Source organism: uncultured Blautia sp. (assembly GCF_902497045.1).
Lineage (GTDB): Bacteria > Bacillota > Clostridia > Lachnospirales > Lachnospiraceae > Blautia_A.
Map to the genome: position 1 here is coordinate 1 of NZ_CABVDF010000037.1, position 18,490 is coordinate 18,490.

The 18,490-nt window shown below is 44.1% G+C and carries 12 protein-coding genes; 3 read left to right on the forward strand and 9 right to left on the reverse strand.

Annotated elements, in window-relative coordinates; genetic code table 11:
- Positions 1–118 precede the first annotated feature (118 nt).
- Genes uraA through RDS42_RS04710 form a run of 3 tightly spaced genes read left to right on the forward strand, consistent with a single transcriptional unit; the run spans position 119 to position 5,936 of the window.
- The gene (gene uraA, locus RDS42_RS04700; protein ID WP_308782623.1) at positions 119–1,369 is read left to right on the forward strand and encodes a uracil permease; all 1,251 of its coding nucleotides are present in this window, start codon (positions 119–121) and stop codon (positions 1,367–1,369) included.
- Between the two features lie 22 nt (positions 1,370–1,391).
- Entirely contained in the window at positions 1,392–3,785 is a 2,394-nt protein-coding gene (locus tag RDS42_RS04705; protein ID WP_308782624.1) for a CDP-glycerol glycerophosphotransferase family protein, read from the forward strand.
- Between the two features lie 18 nt (positions 3,786–3,803).
- A complete protein-coding gene (locus RDS42_RS04710; protein ID WP_308782625.1) occupies positions 3,804–5,936 on the forward strand; it encodes an alpha-amylase family glycosyl hydrolase in 2,133 nt (710 codons plus the stop codon).
- Positions 5,937–6,007: 71 nt separating this feature from the next.
- On the opposite strand, the gene RDS42_RS04715 is transcribed toward RDS42_RS04710, so the two are convergent.
- From RDS42_RS04715 to RDS42_RS04755, 9 genes are all read right to left on the reverse strand, one after another.
- Positions 6,008–7,612, reverse strand: coding sequence for an FGGY-family carbohydrate kinase (locus tag RDS42_RS04715; RefSeq protein WP_308782626.1), 1,605 nt, complete (start codon positions 7,610–7,612; stop codon positions 6,008–6,010).
- 92 nt (positions 7,613–7,704) lie between these two features.
- Complete coding sequence (locus tag RDS42_RS04720; RefSeq protein WP_308782627.1) at positions 7,705–8,715, reverse strand: sugar ABC transporter permease YjfF; 1,011 nt, start codon at positions 8,713–8,715, stop codon at positions 7,705–7,707.
- Complete coding sequence (locus RDS42_RS04725; RefSeq protein ID WP_308782628.1) at positions 8,712–9,776, reverse strand: ABC transporter permease; 1,065 nt, start codon at positions 9,774–9,776, stop codon at positions 8,712–8,714. Before RDS42_RS04725 ends, RDS42_RS04720 begins: the two co-directional genes overlap by 4 nt.
- Positions 9,769–11,295: a sugar ABC transporter ATP-binding protein gene (locus RDS42_RS04730; RefSeq protein ID WP_308782629.1), complete on the reverse strand. Its 1,527-nt coding sequence runs from the start codon at positions 11,293–11,295 to the stop codon at positions 9,769–9,771. Before RDS42_RS04730 ends, RDS42_RS04725 begins: the two co-directional genes overlap by 8 nt.
- A gap of 205 nt (positions 11,296–11,500) precedes the next feature.
- On the reverse strand, positions 11,501–12,541 hold the full coding sequence (locus RDS42_RS04735) for an ABC transporter substrate-binding protein (RefSeq protein WP_308782630.1): 1,041 nt from the start codon (positions 12,539–12,541) through the stop codon (positions 11,501–11,503).
- Positions 12,542–12,710: 169 nt separating this feature from the next.
- A complete protein-coding gene (locus RDS42_RS04740) occupies positions 12,711–14,123 on the reverse strand; it encodes a sensor histidine kinase (protein WP_138271052.1) in 1,413 nt (470 codons plus the stop codon).
- Positions 14,120–15,754, reverse strand: coding sequence for a response regulator (locus tag RDS42_RS04745; RefSeq protein ID WP_138271053.1), 1,635 nt, complete (start codon positions 15,752–15,754; stop codon positions 14,120–14,122). The genes RDS42_RS04740 and RDS42_RS04745 overlap by 4 nt, the downstream gene beginning before the upstream one ends.
- Positions 15,755–15,973: 219 nt before the next feature.
- A complete protein-coding gene (locus RDS42_RS04750) occupies positions 15,974–17,716 on the reverse strand; it encodes a glycoside hydrolase family 3 N-terminal domain-containing protein (RefSeq protein ID WP_308782632.1) in 1,743 nt (580 codons plus the stop codon).
- A complete protein-coding gene (locus tag RDS42_RS04755; RefSeq protein WP_308782631.1) occupies positions 17,598–18,428 on the reverse strand; it encodes a glycoside hydrolase family 3 C-terminal domain-containing protein in 831 nt (276 codons plus the stop codon). Before RDS42_RS04755 ends, RDS42_RS04750 begins: the two co-directional genes overlap by 119 nt.
- Between the last annotated feature and the right edge of the window lie 62 nt (positions 18,429–18,490).

Below are 18,490 nucleotides of genomic sequence, written 5' to 3' on the forward strand. Positions count from 1 at the left end.
AACCGCGAAAAAAAGGGCTTTTTCCTCTTCCTTTCTGTATTTTCTTTTACAGAAGTTCATACACTATGCTATAATATTTCCGATTACGTCGTATGTATACGAGAAAGAGAGGAAAAGAGTGGAAAAACAAATTATTCAAGTAGAAGATAAGGTACCTGTAAAGCTTTTGATCCCTTTAAGCATCCAGCATATGTTTGCCATGTTCGGAGCCTCTGTTCTGGTTCCCTTTATGTTTGGCATCAATCCTGCCATTGTGCTTCTTATGAATGGTATCGGAACACTTCTGTTTATTCTTATTACAAAGGGAAAGGCGCCTGCCTATCTGGGATCCAGTTTTGCATTTCTGTCCCCGGGGCTTCTGGTTGCATCCAAATTCGGTTATGAATATGCGTTGGGCGGTTTTGTAGTACTTGGCATTGCCGGCATGGGCGTAGCTCTGATTATCCGCAAATGCGGAACAAACTGGATTGATATTGTACTGCCTGCCGCAGCAATGGGACCTGTCGTTGCCCTGATCGGTCTGGAGCTTGCCGGAAGCGCAGCCAGCACTGCAGGACTTTTAGACGAAACAGTAGACATGAAAAATGTAATTGTCTTTCTGGTAACTCTCGGTGTAGCCGTATTCGGTCAGATCCTGTTCCGGGGATTTCTTTCTGTCATCCCTATTCTGATCGCTATCATCGCCGGCTACGCTGCTGCAGGTTTTTGCGGAATCCTGGATTTTCAGGCGGTAAAAGAAGCTTCTTTCTTTGCCCTTCCCAACTTTCAGACTCCGCGTTTTCATGTTGAAGCGATCCTTACCATACTTCCGGCACTGCTTCTGGTAACCTCCGAGCATATCGGACATCAGATCGTAACCGGAAAGATTGTAGGCAAGGACCTTCTGAAGGAACCCGGTCTGCACCGTTCCCTTTTTGCCGATTTCTTCTCCACTACTCTCTCCGGTCTGGTAGGCTCCGTCCCTACTACTACTTACGGAGAAAACATTGGAGTTATGGCAATGACAAAGGTTTACAGTGTACAGGTAATCGGAGGAGCCGCTGTTCTTTCAATCTGCTGTTCCTTTATGGGCAAGCTTGCTGCTCTGATCAATACCATTCCCGGACCTGTGATTGGGGGAATTTCTTTCTTATTATATGGTATGATCGGCACTTCCGGTCTGAGAATGCTGGTAGACAATCATGTTGACTATGGTAAATCCCGTAATCTTGCACTGACTTCTGTTGTATTTATTGTAGGTCTTTCCGGTATCGCACTGAATCTTGGAAATGTAAAGCTTACGGGCATGGTTCTGGCATGTGTGGTTGCTATGATCCTTAGCCTTGTATTTTATGTACTTGATAAACTTCATCTTACAAACGATCAATAAAAAGTTTTAAGGCGGTAATGTTATGAGTTTCACTGCAAAAGTAAAGAAAAAATTAAAGAACGGCACCTGGTATCCTTTTTATAACACTTTTTACGAAAAAATACCTGTTGATAAAAAGGAAATCCTGATCGTTTCCAGAAGCGGGCTTGCCCTGGAAAGTAATATCCTGGCTATTTTAAAAGAGCTTTCTTCCCCGGAATATCAGGGATTCCGTAAAATACTGGCAGTACAAAAGGATAAAAAAGAACAGATCAAAAAGAAGCTGGAACGATACGGTATCAAGATAGATGGTTTTGTCCATACCTCAATGCCATCTTATTATCATCATCTGGCAAAAGCCGGCTGGCTGATCAATGATACTACCTTTCCGGGACGCTATATAAAAAAAGAGGGACAGACCATACTAAACGTATGGCATGGAACACCTCTGAAAAGAATGGCTCAGGATAACGAAGAAGAACGCTATGATGCAGGAAACGTCATGCGTAATCTTCTTCAGTCAGATTATCTGGTATTCCCTAACCTGTATATGGAAGAAAAAATGGCCGGAGCCACTAATCTGACAGAACTTTATCAGGGAACCATCCTTCATGAGGGATATCCCCGAAACTGTATTTTTTTTCATCCGGAAAAAGGCGCCCTGCTGAAAGAGAAACTGGGCTATTCCGGTATCCAGTTAAGCGTTTATATGCCTACTTTCCGCGGAAAGACCGATGCCGTAGAAAAGGACTCCTACGTTGCTCTTGTTAAGGATTATCTCAGACGTATGGATCAGCAGCTGACCGATCAGCAGATTCTTCTGGTAAAGCTCCATCCACTTGTTCAGAGCCAGCTGGATACGGATTCCTATCAGCATATCCGTCCTTTCCCGACGGAATATGACACTTATGAAATCCTGAATGCCTGTGATGTACTTATCACTGATTACTCCAGTGTTATGTATGACTTTGCTGTTACTGGCAGAAGGATCCTGCTGTTTGCCTATGATATGGAAGATTACCAGGGACATCGCGGAATGTACGAGGATATTTCTGCCTATCCGTTCCCGATTCTGCGTACTCCGGAAGAGCTTACTGCCGAACTGAAAAAAGACTCCGGTCACCCGGACGATGATTTTCTCCGGAAATATGCCACATTTGAACAGGCAAATGCCACCAGGGATATCTGCCGTCATGTCCTTTTAGAAGAAAAGATCTGTCAGGAAGCAGCCATGCCCGGTACCAAAAAGAAAAGAGTCCTCCTGTATGCAGGAAGTCTTCAGCCTAATGGAATCACAACTGCTTTTTACAGTCTGGTACGTAATCTGGATCCCGAGAAATGTGACTACTATATTTCGTACCGTTCTATTTCTCTCAAAGAGGATCCGAAACGGCTTCAAAGTGTCCCGGAGGGCTATCATTTCTACCCTCTGGCAACAGAAATGAATCTTGATGTGATAACTGCCATCGCACAGCTTATTTACCTGAGATTCGGCATCACTGCTTTCGGCATCGGAAAACGTCTGGATAAAGCTTATCGGAGAGAATGGAAAAAGCATTTCGGCTGTGTTTCCTTTGACCATGTAGTGCACTATGACGGCTATGAGAATTATATGATCGCTCTTCTGGAAAAGGCGCCCTGTACCCGCACTATCTGGGCGCACAATGATATGGAAAAATGGGTCGCTGAAAAACATAATCCAAGCTTTTACCTTCTGCAAAAAGCATATGCATCTTATGACCATGTAGTTCCCGTAGGAGAAGATGTCCGCGCCTCTGCCGACCATATCGGAGGCCATCCGGAAAAAGTACGTGTTATTTCCAATATCATGGACTACAAAAGGATCCAAAATCTTGGACAGCTTCCTGTTTCCTTTGATCCGGAAACGGAATCCACCGTTCCCTTAAGCAGGCTTATGGAGGTTCTTGAAGGCAATGACCTGAAATTCATCAATGTAGGTCGTTTTTCTTCTGAAAAAGGGCATGAACGTCTGATCCGTGCTTTTACACGGTTCTGGAAAGAACATCCTGATACCTGGCTGATCATTATGGGAAGCCGAGGAGATCTCTACGAACATACCTGTAAGCTTGCAGAATCAGCGGCAAGCAGCAGCCATATTATCCTTATTAAATATATGAGCAATCCCATGCCTGTAGTCAGATCCTGCGACCTTTTCCTTCTGTCTTCCTTCTATGAAGGACAGGTTCTGGTAGTTCCCGAAGCAGATATTCTGGGAGTTCCTGCAGCTGCCTGTGACGTAAACGGAGCAAGAGCCTTTATCCAGAAGTACGGCGGCACTCTTCTGCCAAACAGCGAAGACGGACTGGTACAGGGAATGGAAATGTTCCTTCGCGGAGAGATCCATACGATGAATGTAGATTATGAAAAAAGAAATCAGGAAATACTGCAGAAATGCGAAGAACTTTTTCAGGAATAATGCAAGGAGGATCTTATCATGAATTCCTATAATCAGAAATTTATTTCCGAATATCCCCTTGAGGTTTACCCTACCGGAGAAATTGCCGGTTTTCCTGTCAGTCCGGGAATGTTTGACCTGAACGGCGCCACACCGCTTCAAAATGGAGTGAATTTTACCATCCATACCTGCGGCGGAACAGCCTGTGAACTTCTTCTGTTCCACAATGCGGAGGAAAAGCCCTTTGCCGTTCTTCCTTTTCCCGAAGCCTACAAGATCGGCGATGTATATTCCATGATCGTTTATGGCCTGGATATCCGGGATTTCGAATATGCCTACCGTGTGGACGGTCCCTGGGATCCGAACAAAGGACTGCTTTTTGACAAAAAAAATATCCTTCTGGATCCTTATGCCAAGGCTGTTTCCGGACAGAGGATCTGGGGAACCCACTGGGAGCCCACCTACCATGCCCGGGTGGTAAAGGATTCCTTTAACTGGGGAGACATGCCTCAGTCAAAAAAAGAACTCAGTGATCTTATTATTTATGAGCTTCATGTAAGAGGATTTACAGAACACGCTTCCTCCGGTGTAAAAAACCGCGGAACCTTTGCCGGACTGATGGAAAAGATCCCTTATCTGAAAGAGCTTGGCGTCAATGCGGTTGAACTGATGCCTATCTTTGAGTTTGACGAAACTATGAATGCCCGGGAAGTAAACGGCAATCGTCTTCTGGAATACTGGGGCTATAACACAGTCAGCTTTTTTGCCCCCAATACCAGCTACACCTCCGTCAACGAATATAACCGTGAGGGAACGGAACTGAAGACCCTTATCAAATCCCTTCATGACAATGGTATCGAAGTAATCCTGGATGTGGTATTTAACCATACTGCCGAGGGAAACGAACTTGGAAGAACCTTCTGCTTCAAAGGCTTTGACAACAATATTTATTACATGCTGACTCCTGATGGAAATTACTACAATTTCAGCGGCTGTGGGAATACACTGAACTGCAACCATCCTGTGGTCCAACAGATGATCCTGGAATGCCTTCGATACTGGACGGTAAATTACCGGGTAGACGGGTTCCGTTTTGACCTAGCAAGTATCCTTGGCCGAAATGAGGATGGTTCTCCTATGAACAATCCCCCTCTTCTCCGTACGCTTGCTTCTGACCCTCTTCTGCGCAATGTCAAGCTGATCGCAGAAGCCTGGGATGCCGTCGGCATGTATCAGGTGGGAAGCTTTCCTGCAAGCGGACGCTGGGCAGAATGGAACGGACGGTACCGTGATTCTCTCAGAGGTTTTCTGAAAGGCGACTGCTGGCAGTCCTGGGACGCTGCATGGAGTATCTCCGGATCCGGAGATCTTTACGGCGGCTATTATGATAATCCTAAAGGGAATTATGCCGGTTATAATTCCTGTGTCAATTTCCTTACCTGTCACGACGGTTTTACCATGTATGATCTCTATGCCTATAATGACAAACATAATGAAATGAACGGCTGGGACAATACTGACGGCGCCAACGACAACCGCAGCTGGAACTGCGGCGCCGAAGGAGAAACCGACGATCCGGAAGTACTGAAGCTGCGTTACCGAATGATCCGCAACGCCTGTGCAGTTCTTCTGTGCAGCCGTGGCACTCCTATGTTCCTTGCCGGAGATGAATTCGGAAATACAAAATTCGGAAACAACAACAGCTATTGTCAGGATAATGAAGTATCCTGGCTGGACTGGAGTCTTCTGGAAAAAAATAAAGATCTTTTTGAATTCTTCAAATTCATGATCGCCTATAGAAAAGAACATCTTGTGATACGCAAAAAACTGCCTGATGCTGTCTGCGGTATGGATCCGCTGCACACTCACAATACCAATGCAGAAGATGTCACGATTCCCAGAGATGCCCGTACCTTTACTGTCAGCTTCGCCGGCTATGACAAAGAAAAAGGAAGAGACGATCTGGTCTGTATCTGCGTAAATACCTACTGGGAAGATGTAACAGTTACTCTCCCTGATCTTCGAAAACGAGGTGCATGGTATTTAAGTGTCAATACCTATGGTGACGGACAGGGAAGATATTTCTATCCTCAGGGACAGGAAACCAGGATTACAGGTGACTTTATCATGCGTCCACGAACTGTCTGTATTTTTACAGGAAGATCTTATTAAAAAGATAAAAGCAGGGCTCTGTCTCTCATTTCAGAAACAGAACCCTGCTTTATTTCTTCTTATTTTATCTTTTACCAGATTTTTGAATCAACTGCCGCTCTTTCGATCTCCAGACCTTTCATGTATCTTTCCATAAATACATTAAAGCCTTCTACTCCTGCCGGATCCGGATCCAGGGTGCTGCCTTCGTTTCCTGCAAACACTTTATTATCCAGATAATCCGCAAGTTCTTCTCCATCTTCTTTGTTAATCAGATAGGAAGCCAGAAGTGCAATACCCCATGCGCCGCCTTCACCTGCAGTCTCCATTACAGAAACCGGTGCGTTTACTGCATCGGCAAGGATCTGCTGGCCTACACCCTTTGTCTTAAAGAGTCCGCCGTGTCCCAGAAGTCTGTCAATCTTTACCTGTTCTTTTTCCAGAAGAAGGTTCAGACCCACTCTCATAGCGCCAAGACAGGTATACAGATTCGTTCTCATAAAGTTTGCAAGTGTAAATCTGCTTTCAGGGGAACGTACAAAAAGAGGACGTCCTTCTTCAAAGCCAGTCATATGCTCTCCGGAGAAGTAGCAGTAAGACAAAAGTCCGCCGCAGTCTGCATCACCTTCCATAGCTTTGTTGTAAAGGGTGCCGAAAAGCTTGTTCATATCCACTTCCATTCCCATTGCCTCTGTAAATTCCTTAAATACATTCACCCATGCATTCAAGTCAGAAGTACAGTTATTGGAATGAGCCATAGCAACCAGATCGCCTGCCGGAGTGGTAACCATATCGATCTCTTTATATGGTCTGGACAGCTCTTTTTCCAGAACGATCATGGCAAATACAGAAGTACCGGCAGAAACATTACCTGTTCTCTGTCTTACGCTGTTTGTTGCCACCATTCCGGTTCCTGCATCGCCTTCCGGCGGACACATAGGAATACCTGCCTGAAGTTTTCCGGACGGGTCAAGAAGTTTTGCTCCGGCTTCTGTAAGAATTCCTGCTTCCTCTCCTGCAACTTTAACTTCCGGCATGATGTCACGAAGTTTCCATGAGAATCCATAAGGCTCCACAAGCTTATCAAACTTCTGTACCATTTCTTCATTGTAATCTTTTGTTTCCGGATCAACAGGGAACATACCTGCTGCATCGCCGATACCCTGGATACGTCTGCCTGTCAGCTGCCAGTGTACATATGCTTCCAGAGTACACATAAAATCAATATCCTTCACATGCTCTTCCTTATTCAGGATTGCCTGATAAAGATGGGCAATACTCCATCTCTGCGGAATATTATACTGGAACAGTTCCATCAGTTCCTCAGAAGCCTGTGCAGTGATATTATTTCTCCAGGTACGGAAAGGAACCAGAAGCTCTCCTTCCTTATTAAATGGCATATAGCCGTGCATCATGGCACTGACGCCAAGAGCGCCTACGCTTGTCAGGTCTACGCCGTATTTTTCCTTTACATCCTCTGCAAGAGCCTTGTAGCTGCCCTGGAGACCTGCCTGGATATCATCCAGATGATAAGTCCAGATCCCATCTTCCAGACGGTTTTCCCAGTCATAGCTTCCTGATGCGATCGGAGCATTTTCTGCATCCACAAGAACAGCCTTGATCCTGGTAGAACCAAATTCGATACCAAGAGCTGTCTTGTTATTTAAGATCATTTCTTTTGTTTCATTTACACCCATTGTAAATCCTCCCGGTTTTTAATCATATCATGTTTTTATTATAATATCCTTCCGGTGAAACATCAATCTTTATCTTTCTTTTTCCACACCCATCATTTTTTCTTTTTCGCAGAAGCCAATACAGACTGGATCACAATGAAGAAGCACAGAAGGGCAGAAAGAACGATTCTTACCCACCAGCTGGAAAGTGAGCCCTGTGCAGTGATCAGACTGGAGATCGTACCTTTGATCAGAACGCCAAACATAGTTCCGATAGGAGTTCCCACACCGCCGGAAAGAAGGGTTCCGCCAATAACTGCCGAAGAGATAGCGTCCATTTCAAGACCTTTTGCCTGCTCTACGAATCCGGCACAGCTGTTCAGACAGAACAGGAAACCGCCAAGACCTGCAAGAAATCCGTTCAGTACATATGCCTTAAACATAGTTTTCTTTACGTCCAGGCCCATCATCAGGGCACTTTGTTTATTTCCGCCGATAGCATAGAGCTTACGTCCGAATTTACGGTATTTCAGAAGGATCGCACAAAGGATCACAACGATCAGAGCGATCACAACGGTAGGAGGTATGTAAGCCGGGATAAATTTTCCTTTTTTATTTGTAGAACCAAAAGGCATGTAAAAACGATAGTTTGCCCATTTCAGGAACAATTTGTTTTTAATGGCGATCATATCTGTGCTGATGATCGCAGTCAGACCTCGTCCAAAAAACATACCTGCCAGTGTTACAATAAAAGGCTGGATTCCCATATAAGTTACCAGATATCCCTGAACAATACCAAAAAGAAGTCCGATTCCAAGCGCCGCCAGAACTGCCACGTAAGCGCTTGCACCTTTATTTTCCATCAGATCTGCCATCACCATACATACAAGTGCAGTAACAGAACCAACAGATATATCAATTCCTCCCGTGATCATTACAATGGTAAGTCCACATGCAATAACAAGAAGTCCGGCATTTGATACAAACAGATTCAAAAACATCTGTGGTTTTGCAAAGCCTTTATCTGCAAAGATCACCATGCCTGCTGCATACATAACAAAGAATAATACAATAGTGATCAGCAGAAGAAAGCCTGTACTTGTCATTTTCTTTTTCTGTTTCATGCTTTCTGCCCTCCTTCTGCCACTGTACCGGAAGCTTTTTTGTTTTTCAGTCCGGCAATAAATTTCTTAAATACTTCGCTTTGAAGCGTTACGATAATAATAACAACGATAGCCTTATATACAGGAAGCTGGTCAGCTTTTACATTCATTGCATAAAGAGTTGTAGTGAGAGCCTGAATGGTATAAGCGCCGATCACGGAACCTACCAGACTGAATCTACCGCCTCCAAGGAAGTTGCCCCCAAGAGCAACTGCCAGAATGGCATCCATTTCCAGGTTCAGACCAATGTTATTTGCATCTGCAGAATAAATACGGCTGGATGCAACGATTCCTGCAATACCTGCCAGAATACCGCAGATCACATAGGTAAGAAATTTGATCATAGTAGAATTCAAACCAACCAGACGGGCTGCCTTACCGTTAATGCCAACACTTTCAATATAAAGTCCAAGAGCCGTCTTTTTCAGGATCAGTGCAACTATCACAACTGTAACAACGGCAAAAAAGATCGGTGTCGGGATCGGGCACTTGCCGATATAGCCGCCGGCCATTTTATAGGAGTCCACACGGATATAGGTGATCTGTCCGTTTGTAACAAGCTGTGCAATTCCTCGTCCTGCCGTATAAAGAATCAAAGTAGCGACCATTGGCTGTATATGCAGCTTTGCCACCAGAAGTCCGTTAAATGCCCCGCATAATGCAGCTGCAAGAAGGGCTGCCAGTACTGCAAGGATAAGAGGATTCTGATACTCCGTAACCGAAGTCTGTCCCCCGGAAAGAATCTGACAGCCTACAGCTGCTGCCACTGCCATTACTGCGCCTACACTGATATCCTGTCCGCCGGAAGCTGCCGTTACCAGAGTCATTCCCACTGCCAGGATGACCAGTTCCGAAGCACGGTTTATTACGTCAATAATATATCCGTAAAGGACACCGTTACGAATAGATACATTAAAAAAGTCCGGTGTTTTTATCACATTGATCAAAAGCACGGCGATCAGACACACGACAGGGAGAAAAAGCCTTGCGCTTGTGATCTTTTTTAATTTACTCTTATTCATTCTTATCGTCACCTCCTGCAATGGCCTTCATGATGCTGCTCTGGGACAGTTCGCTTTCCTCCAGTTCCCCTACCTTTTCACCGTCGCGGAGAACCGCCATACGGGAGCAGGTACGAAGCATTTCCTCTACCTCAGAAGAAATAAAGGTCACTGCCATTCCTTCATCTGCAAGATCCAGCACGATCTTCTGGATCTCTGTCTTTGTACCGATATCAATACCTCTGGTAGGCTCATCCAGGATCAGGTATTCCGGATTCGTCAGAAGCCATCTTCCCAGGATCACCTTCTGCTGGTTTCCTCCTGAAAGGCTCTTGATCGGTGTTTCCCGGCTGGCAGTCTTGATCTGAAGCATGTCAATATACTTATCTGCCGCCTCTTCCATTTCCTTACGGCTTAATGGATGGAACATGCCGCGTTTTGCCTGAAGAGCAATGATGATATTTTCTCTTACGGAAAGATCTGCAATAATACCTTCCGCCTTACGATCCTCAGGAAGATAAGCCATTCCCAGTTTCATTGCGTCCAGAGGACTGTTGATCTTTACTTCTTTTCCATTAACTTTCAATGTTCCGCTGTCCGCCTTGTCAGCGCCGTAAATCGCACGTACCAGTTCGGAACGTCCGGAGCCAAGAAGTCCTGTAAGTCCAATGACTTCACCTTTGTTGATCTTAATGTTAAAGGGCTTAATAGTGCCTTTATGTCCGATTCCTTCTGCTTCAATGACCGGAGTGGCTTCTGCTGTTCTTTTTCCTTCGTGAGCACTTTTGATATCAGCCAGATCATCAAAATCTTTACCCATCATCTTGGCTACCAGCATAACACGGGGCAGTTCTTTTGTTTCATATTCCCCTACCAGCTCGCCGTTACGAAGAACCGTGATCCTGTCGCAGACTGCATAAACCTGCTCCAGGAAATGGGTAACAAAAATAATACCTACGCCTTCGTCACGAAGTCTTCTCATCAGCACAAATAATTTTTCCACTTCATCGTCATCCAGTGAAGAAGTAGGCTCATCCAGGATCAGCACCTGACATTTCATATCTACCGCGCGGGCTATAGCGATCATCTGCTGGATCGCCACCGAACATTCATCCAGCATCTGTGTCGGCGGTACATGAATATTCAGGCTTTCCAGAAGCTTTTCTGACCGTTCATTCATTTCCTTCCAGTTGATCATTCCCAATTTACGGGGCTCACGTCCGATAAAAAGATTTTCCGCCACTGTCAGGTTCGGGCAGAGATTTACTTCCTGGTATACGGTACTGATACCGTTCTCCTGTGCCTCCTGGGGAGAATGATTGATGATCTCTCCTGTTTTTCCATCCATGTGGATGGTTCCGCTCTCAAATTCATGCACACCGGTCAGAACCTTGATCAGCGTGGATTTTCCGGCTCCGTTTTCCCCCATCAACGCATGGATCTCACCTTTTCGTAAAGTAAAATCCACATGGGAAAGGGCACGGACACCGGTGAAATTTTTACTGATATCACGCATTTCCAGCACAACATTCTGTTCCATATTCTTTCCACCTGCTTTCCCTAAAAAACTGTTTTTTCCTAAAAAATGCTCCATATCCTGCATTTTTGTCTGATTTTGAGCATAAAAGGAGCGTGGTCCACTGATCCGGGTTTTCCGAATTATGTGCCACGCTCCGGATTCATTTTCTGTTACTCAGCTTTCATAAAAGCTCCTGCATATATTAAAATCCTCTTTCAGATTTTTATTAATATGCACGTCCGTCGATAATCTCCTGTGTGATCGGTGTGATCTCATAGTCCTGATCTTCGATAGTTACAGATGTTACAGTATCGTCAGATGCAAATGCAACTTCGTCTACATATGCCTGTTTCTCAACTTCTTCTCCTGCTTCCAGTTTCTGGATGATCTCCTCTACACGAGGTCCGTGAAGCGGGTTGCACTCTGTGTTCAGTGTGATCTTTCCTGCAAGTGTCTCAGTAAGACCTGCGTTTGTAGTATCGAAGGACATAACAAGAATCTGACCTTCTTCACCGCCTACTTCATAACCGGCTGCCTCGATAGCATCGATAGCGCCAAATGCCTCGTTGTCGTTCTCACAGTATACAACGTCGATATCGTCGCCGCTCTGTTTCAGGATAGACTCCATAACCTCCTGACCTTTTGCCTGAGTAAACTCACCGGACTGCTGTGCAAGTGTCGTCCAGTTGTCATGAGCCTCAACTGCTTCGTCAAATCCCTCTGTACGTCCGATCTGTGCAGAAGCGCCGATAGTTCCCTGGATATCTACCAGATTGATCTCCTCGTCGCCGCGGCCTTTTGCTTCCAGATATGCATCCAGCCATGCCATAGCTTTCTGACCTTCCAGTTTGAAGTTGGATCCAACCCATGCAGTGTAAAGGCTGTCGTCAGATACGTCTACCATACGGTCAACGATGATAACCGGGATTCCCGCATCCTTTGCTTCCTGAAGAACAGTATCCCAGCCAGTCTCTGTTACAGGAGCAAGTACGATATAATCAACTTCCTGCTGAATGAAGTTACGGATCGCTGTAAGCTGATTTTCCTGTTTCTGCTGTGCATCGTCAAAGATCAGCTCATAGCCATTTTCCTCAGAGAAAGTAGATTTCATGGACTCGGTGTTTGCTGTACGCCAGTCAGACTCAGCGCCAACCTGTGAAAATCCGACTGTAATTGTGTCCTCTGCTGCGTAAACGCTTGCTGTGGAACCTGCAAGTCCGGCTACCATTGCCGCTGTCATAACCGCTGCCATAATTTTTTTCTTCATGTTACATTTCCTCCCTTTACATTTTTGTTCGGTGTTTTTTAAGATGTTTTTATTATAGCGGAAACAGAAAAAAACTCCATAGAATATTTTCGGAAAAATGTGTGGTCTTTTATCATTTTTTTGTTCCTGTTTAAGCAAATTGATTTTTTTATGATAAAAGTTGATTTTTTTATGACGGAAGTTTGATTTTTTCACCAAGCCGTACTTCAACTGCCGTTCCTTTTCCTTCTTCTGACTCTATTTTCATTCCATAGCCTTCTCCGTAATACAGCCGGAGACGTTCTGCAACTGCCGACAGGCCGAAACCGGCTCTTTCTCCCGTACGGATTGCTTCCTGGATCTCATGGAGCCGTTCCGCTGTCATTCCCTGTCCGTTATCCCTTACCCGCAGGATCAGATCTTTCCCTGCTTTTTCACCTTCGATCAAAATCTTTCCCCCGCCTCTTTTGTTTTTGATCCCATGATAAAGAGCATTTTCTGCAAGAGGCTGCAGGGTCAGCTTGGGAACCATCATTCCGTTAAACTCCTCCGGTATATGAATCTCAAATTCCAGAATATCCCGGTATCTGGACTGCTGGATTTCCAGATAACTGATAGTGTGTCGTTTTTCTTCCGAAAGAGGAATCACGTCTTTTCCCTTTGAAAGAGACGTCCGGAAAAAAACCGAAAGGCTGGATATCATATCCACAGCGTCATCAGGCTGTCCGCCTTCGATCAGCCAGATGATCGTATCCAGAGTATTATAAAGAAAATGAGGATTGATCTGTGCCTGAAGAAGCTGGAGCTGAGTAAGATGCTGCATCTCTTCTTCCTTTTTTACATTTTCCAGGAGATGTTGTATTTTTTCTGCCATTCTACGGATCCCGGCGTCCAGTTCCTCGATCTCCATACTGTCTGCACTGATTTCGGAGATCTCAAAATTTCCTCTTCCCACCTCTTTTACATTTCCAAGGATCTCTGTCACCGGTCGGGTGATGCTCCGTGAAAACCGGAAAGAACGGCGCAGAAGAATTACGATCGTCACAAAAAAAAGCAGGGCGATTCCGCTTACAAGGATATATACTCTTCTTGTCATGATGGATTCCATATGTACCAGATACATGGATTCATTATAAATAAAATTCTGCATTTCCTCCATGATAAGACCGGTAAGGATCCGGATATTGTTGTCCATGAAGGTCATTCTCTGACCATAAGACTTGATTTCCGTAAGCTGTTTCATTCTCTTTGCAAGATTCCCCAGATAAGATTCCAGATGCTTGATATTTTTTCGGCTTTCGCCATTAAAAGTATTTGCCTGAAGCTTTGAAAGGGTATCTTCTGCCGCTTCTACCGTTTTCATTACTTCCGGAAGATAGCTGTTGTCTTTAGATCCTATGGCAATATAGTACATTTCCAGATCAATGTCGTCTTTAAAATGAAGATTGAATTCACTGCTTACCGCCAGATTCTCCGAAAGACGGTCATATTTTGACACATACTGGGATACAATAATCAAAAGCACGACCATCAGAACTGTCATAGGAAACAAAGTATTCAAAAGAATCTTTTTTATCTTCGCTTCCAGGCTGATCTGCCTCATCCTTTTCCCTCCCCCGTCTTTCGGTATTCACTGGGAGTCATTCCCTGAGTTTTCTTAAAAAGATAACTGAAATAATGAGCGTCCTTATATCCCACCTCTGAAGCAATCTCACTGGAGCGCTTGCCGGTACACCTGAGAAGTTCTCTGGCATGGCGCATACGCAGAGAGGTAAGATACTCAATAAAAGTCTGCCCCATGTTCTGACTGAACAGGGCGCTGAAATGATTGGCGCTGATATTTGCCACCTGCGCCGCTGTATTCAGGGAAAGACTCTCTTCCATATAATGTGTATCTATGTATTCAATAGCTGATTTCAGGATACTGCGGTTTTTATTTCCGGAATTTTCATCGCGGAGCATAACGGCCTTTTTTATAATCTCTTCCGCATATTTTACTGCGCTTTCCATAGAACGGGCTCTTTCCTCCAGAATCTCTTCAGTATCATGATTTTCCAGATCTCCGGCTTCACAGCCCAGTTTTTTCAAAAATCCAAGGACAGAAAATCTGATATTTAAGATTACATAATTACGAAATACAAAGGATTCCATTGCTTCATGACCGATAGCCTGAAAATAATCCCGGACAAAGTCTTCCGTTTCATCCAGAAGACCGCTTCCGAGAAAGCGTTCCAGAATTGCCGGATTCAATACATTAATATCAATTTTTTTAAGATAACGGCTGTCATTCTTTTGTATTTTTTCTTCCTGCTCCAGTTCCTCATAATACAGAATATCTCCATCATAAAGATATCGGCGGGAAAAAGCCTTTGCCGCCGCGTGATAACTGAGCTTTACGCTGCTCAGTCGTTCTACAGGCTGCCCCACCGCAAGAAACCAGTTATGTCCGCAGCCGCTTCCCAGGGTTTCCCGGATAAATGCCGCACATTTCTCTGTATTTTCGCCGGGGCTGCTTCTCTGCTCCTTTACAAGCACCCCATAGCTGAAGGCATTGTTTCGAAACAACATGGCATAAGGATTATCCACAAAAAAACTCTCCATTTTTTCACGTTTCTGGGCCTCCCATTCCGAATACTCCTCGGAAGCTCCCGCAACACCTCTTCCTGCATCCATTGTAAAAAGCAGAATGTTATAGACCTCCGCAACAATATCCAGACCCAGCTGATCCGCCTTTTTATATATTTCTCCTGTATCCATGCTTCCGCTGATCAATGCCTCATAGAAATCCCGACTGCTGTTTCTTTCATATTCCTGGATCTCTCTGCGGAACTGCTCATAGTATTCCCTCTGCCCCTTTTCCTGTTCCCAGCGGTTTCTGATCTCTGTAAGCCTCTCCAAAAAAGCATTTTTTGTAATCGGCTTCAAAAGATAATCCTCAACTCCTATGCCGATCGCCTGTTTGGCATAATTAAAATCATCATAACCGCTGAGGATTACGATCTTCATTCCAGGAAAGTCTTTTCTGACCATTTTGCTTAATGTCAGCCCGTCCATAAAAGGCATTTTTATATCTGTAATAAGCAGATCCGGCTTCAGCTTACGGATCATAGGAAGAGCCACTTCCCCATCCGGAGCCTCACCTACCAGTTCATATCCATACTGCTCCCAGGGTATCATTTTTTTGATATTTTCCCGGACCACAAACTCGTCTTCCACCAAAAAAGTTCTCAGCATTTTTCATTCCTCCAACCTTATATTCCGTTTTATTTTATAACTTACATGGAAATGATACAAGGTATTTTTGAAGAACAGCCCGATTACTGTTCACCGCAGCGCTATCTGCAGACAGACTCATTGAGTTTTATGGAAATTTAATATTTCAACTGCTATAACAAAACAGAAGATAAAACCACTATCATGTCTTACCTTCTGTTTACTCTATTGTCCTGTATATTAATTTTTAATCTTTTCTGTTACTGCGATGATTCGCCCTGCACATTGACGAACTTGTTGCTCTGTTAATATCCCTTTATTTAATGCTTCCCGAATATTTTTATCGTCATCAGGATTTCCCGGCATAATTACATCGTTTCCTGCTTCTGCACATTTCCATGGAATACTTCCGTCTTCCGGCACAGTTGTATTCCAATCTGACATAATTAATCCGTCAAATCCCCATTCCTCACGGGCAAGCGTTGTACAAAGTTCTTTACAATTCGCCGCATGAACACCGTTGATCAAGTTATATGATGTCATAATCGCTAACGGCTTACTCTCTTTTACTGCAATCTCAAAACCGCGGAAATAAATCTCTCTGAGAGCTTTTTCTGATACTCTGGCATCGACTCCCATTCGATTATCTTCCTGATTATTGCAGGCAAAATGTTTAATCGTTACGCCACATTCATTTTTAGACTGCACTCCTTTTGTTACAAAAGCTGCTGTGATTCCTGATAATACCGGATCTTCTGAATAATATTCGAAATTTCGTCCGCATAACGGATTCCTTTGAATATTCATTCCAGGAGCCAGCCATAAATCTACATGAAATTCTTTCATCTCTACTGCAACAGCTTCCCCGAATTGTTTCATCAAGTCCTTATCCCATGTCTGTGCGATTGCCGTGCCCACAGGAAATGCGGTACAGAACTGATAATAAATATCTGCATTCTCATGGCGCTCCATTTCTTCCAGAAAGCCGTTTTCCAAAGATCCAAAGACGCCTGTACCATAAATATGTCCTGTATTTTTATCCGCCTCATAGCTCTGACGCAAACGCAAACCAGCCGGTCCATCTGCCATAATCAGTGAACTGATTCCATATGTTTCTTCTAATTCCTCTGTAGTCTCTCCTGCAGATCCCGGTACGCGTGTTCCCGCAGATCCAAGTGTGCTGGTGCCCTTGGTAATATTTCCATACAAAAGCGGAATCAAATCCTCAACAGGCTGCTGGTCTGCATAATGTACTTTACATGCTTTTTTTTCTTCTCTCTTCGGCGCAAACGAGATTTCAGGTACAGAATTCTCAATTGCCATTCCAATTGCATCTTCCGTCTTTTTCTTTGCGACTTCTGACGCTCCAAGCTCTTCAAACTTCTCTTTTGGTGTACAGACAGCGCTATTTTCTTCCAGAACAGAACTTTCTTGAACTGTGATTATAGCTCCCAACTGTAAATCTGCAGACTGATTGCCTACCCATATACTGTATTTCCCTTTTTCCATAATCCAACAGTGATTATTCGCACAGAAACCTGCCAGATTTTTCTGTTCCACTGTAACTGTAATCTTCTGCGATTCTCCCGGATTCAATAAATCTGTCTTCTCAAATCCCACCAATCTTCGGTATTCTCTTGCCTGCCCTGTCTGTGGTAAGCCTGCATATATCTGTACTACTTCTCTTCCAGCATAATGTTCTCCGGTATTTCTAACTTCCACATCAACCAGAATTTTGTCTGCCTCTACACATATATCCCTAAATATGATTTTAAAAGTGGTATATGACAGTCCATAGCCAAAGTGAAACAGTGGCTTAACATCGAAACTGTCAAAATACCGATATCCTACATAAATGCCTTCTTTATATTCTTCGTATTCCAGATTCCCATTCAAATGACCGAATACATCTGCATACGGATAGTCTTCGTACCTTCTTGCCCAGGTTGCTGTCAGTTTTCCCTCTGGAACTGCTTTTCCCAAAAGGATATCTGCCACAGCATTCCCCCCCCTGCTGCCCTAACTGGGAAATATTCAAAACAGCTTTCACACATGGAGCTTTTTCAAGAATATCTGTAAGTTCTACCGGACCTCCGGCATTTAAAATAAGCGCCGTATCGATTCCCATTTGATTGAGATACATAATATCTCTTTCTTCTTTTTCACTTAAATAATAATCTCCTTTTTCACACCTGCGGTCTTTTCCTTCTCCTGAAATACGACTGATTACATATACGGCAGCATCTGCTTCCTCAACATCTGCTTTTTTTATTTCTCTGCCTTCTGGCAGCACAAATGGATTAGAAGCATACGCGTCAAAAGGATTCTCGACTATTTTTGCATCTTCCAGAATCTTTTCTTTCCAACAAGCCCTTGCATCATCATAAATGTTGCAATAATCCAGCAGCCACTTTTCGCTTGTAAGCGTAACCTTTGCCTCTTTTAGTCCTTCATAAATAGAAATGTTCTCTCTATTGTTTACATCTCCTGAACCAATGCCGCCTTTCACCGTCTTTACTGCTCCCGCCCCCAGAAGAGCAATTTTTTCATTTTCCTTAAATGGAAGCAAAGCTTCATTCTTCAGAAGAACAATTCCTCTTGCCGCAAGTTCTCTCGCAAGTTTCCCATGGGCGATTTCTCTTGCAGACGGAGACTGTAATAGTGTCCCGCTGAAATTCCTTCTCTTTTCTGTCATTTTCTTTCTTGTATGATGTTTATAGAAGCTAAAACATCACCTTTTCCTTTCTTTTAGTAATG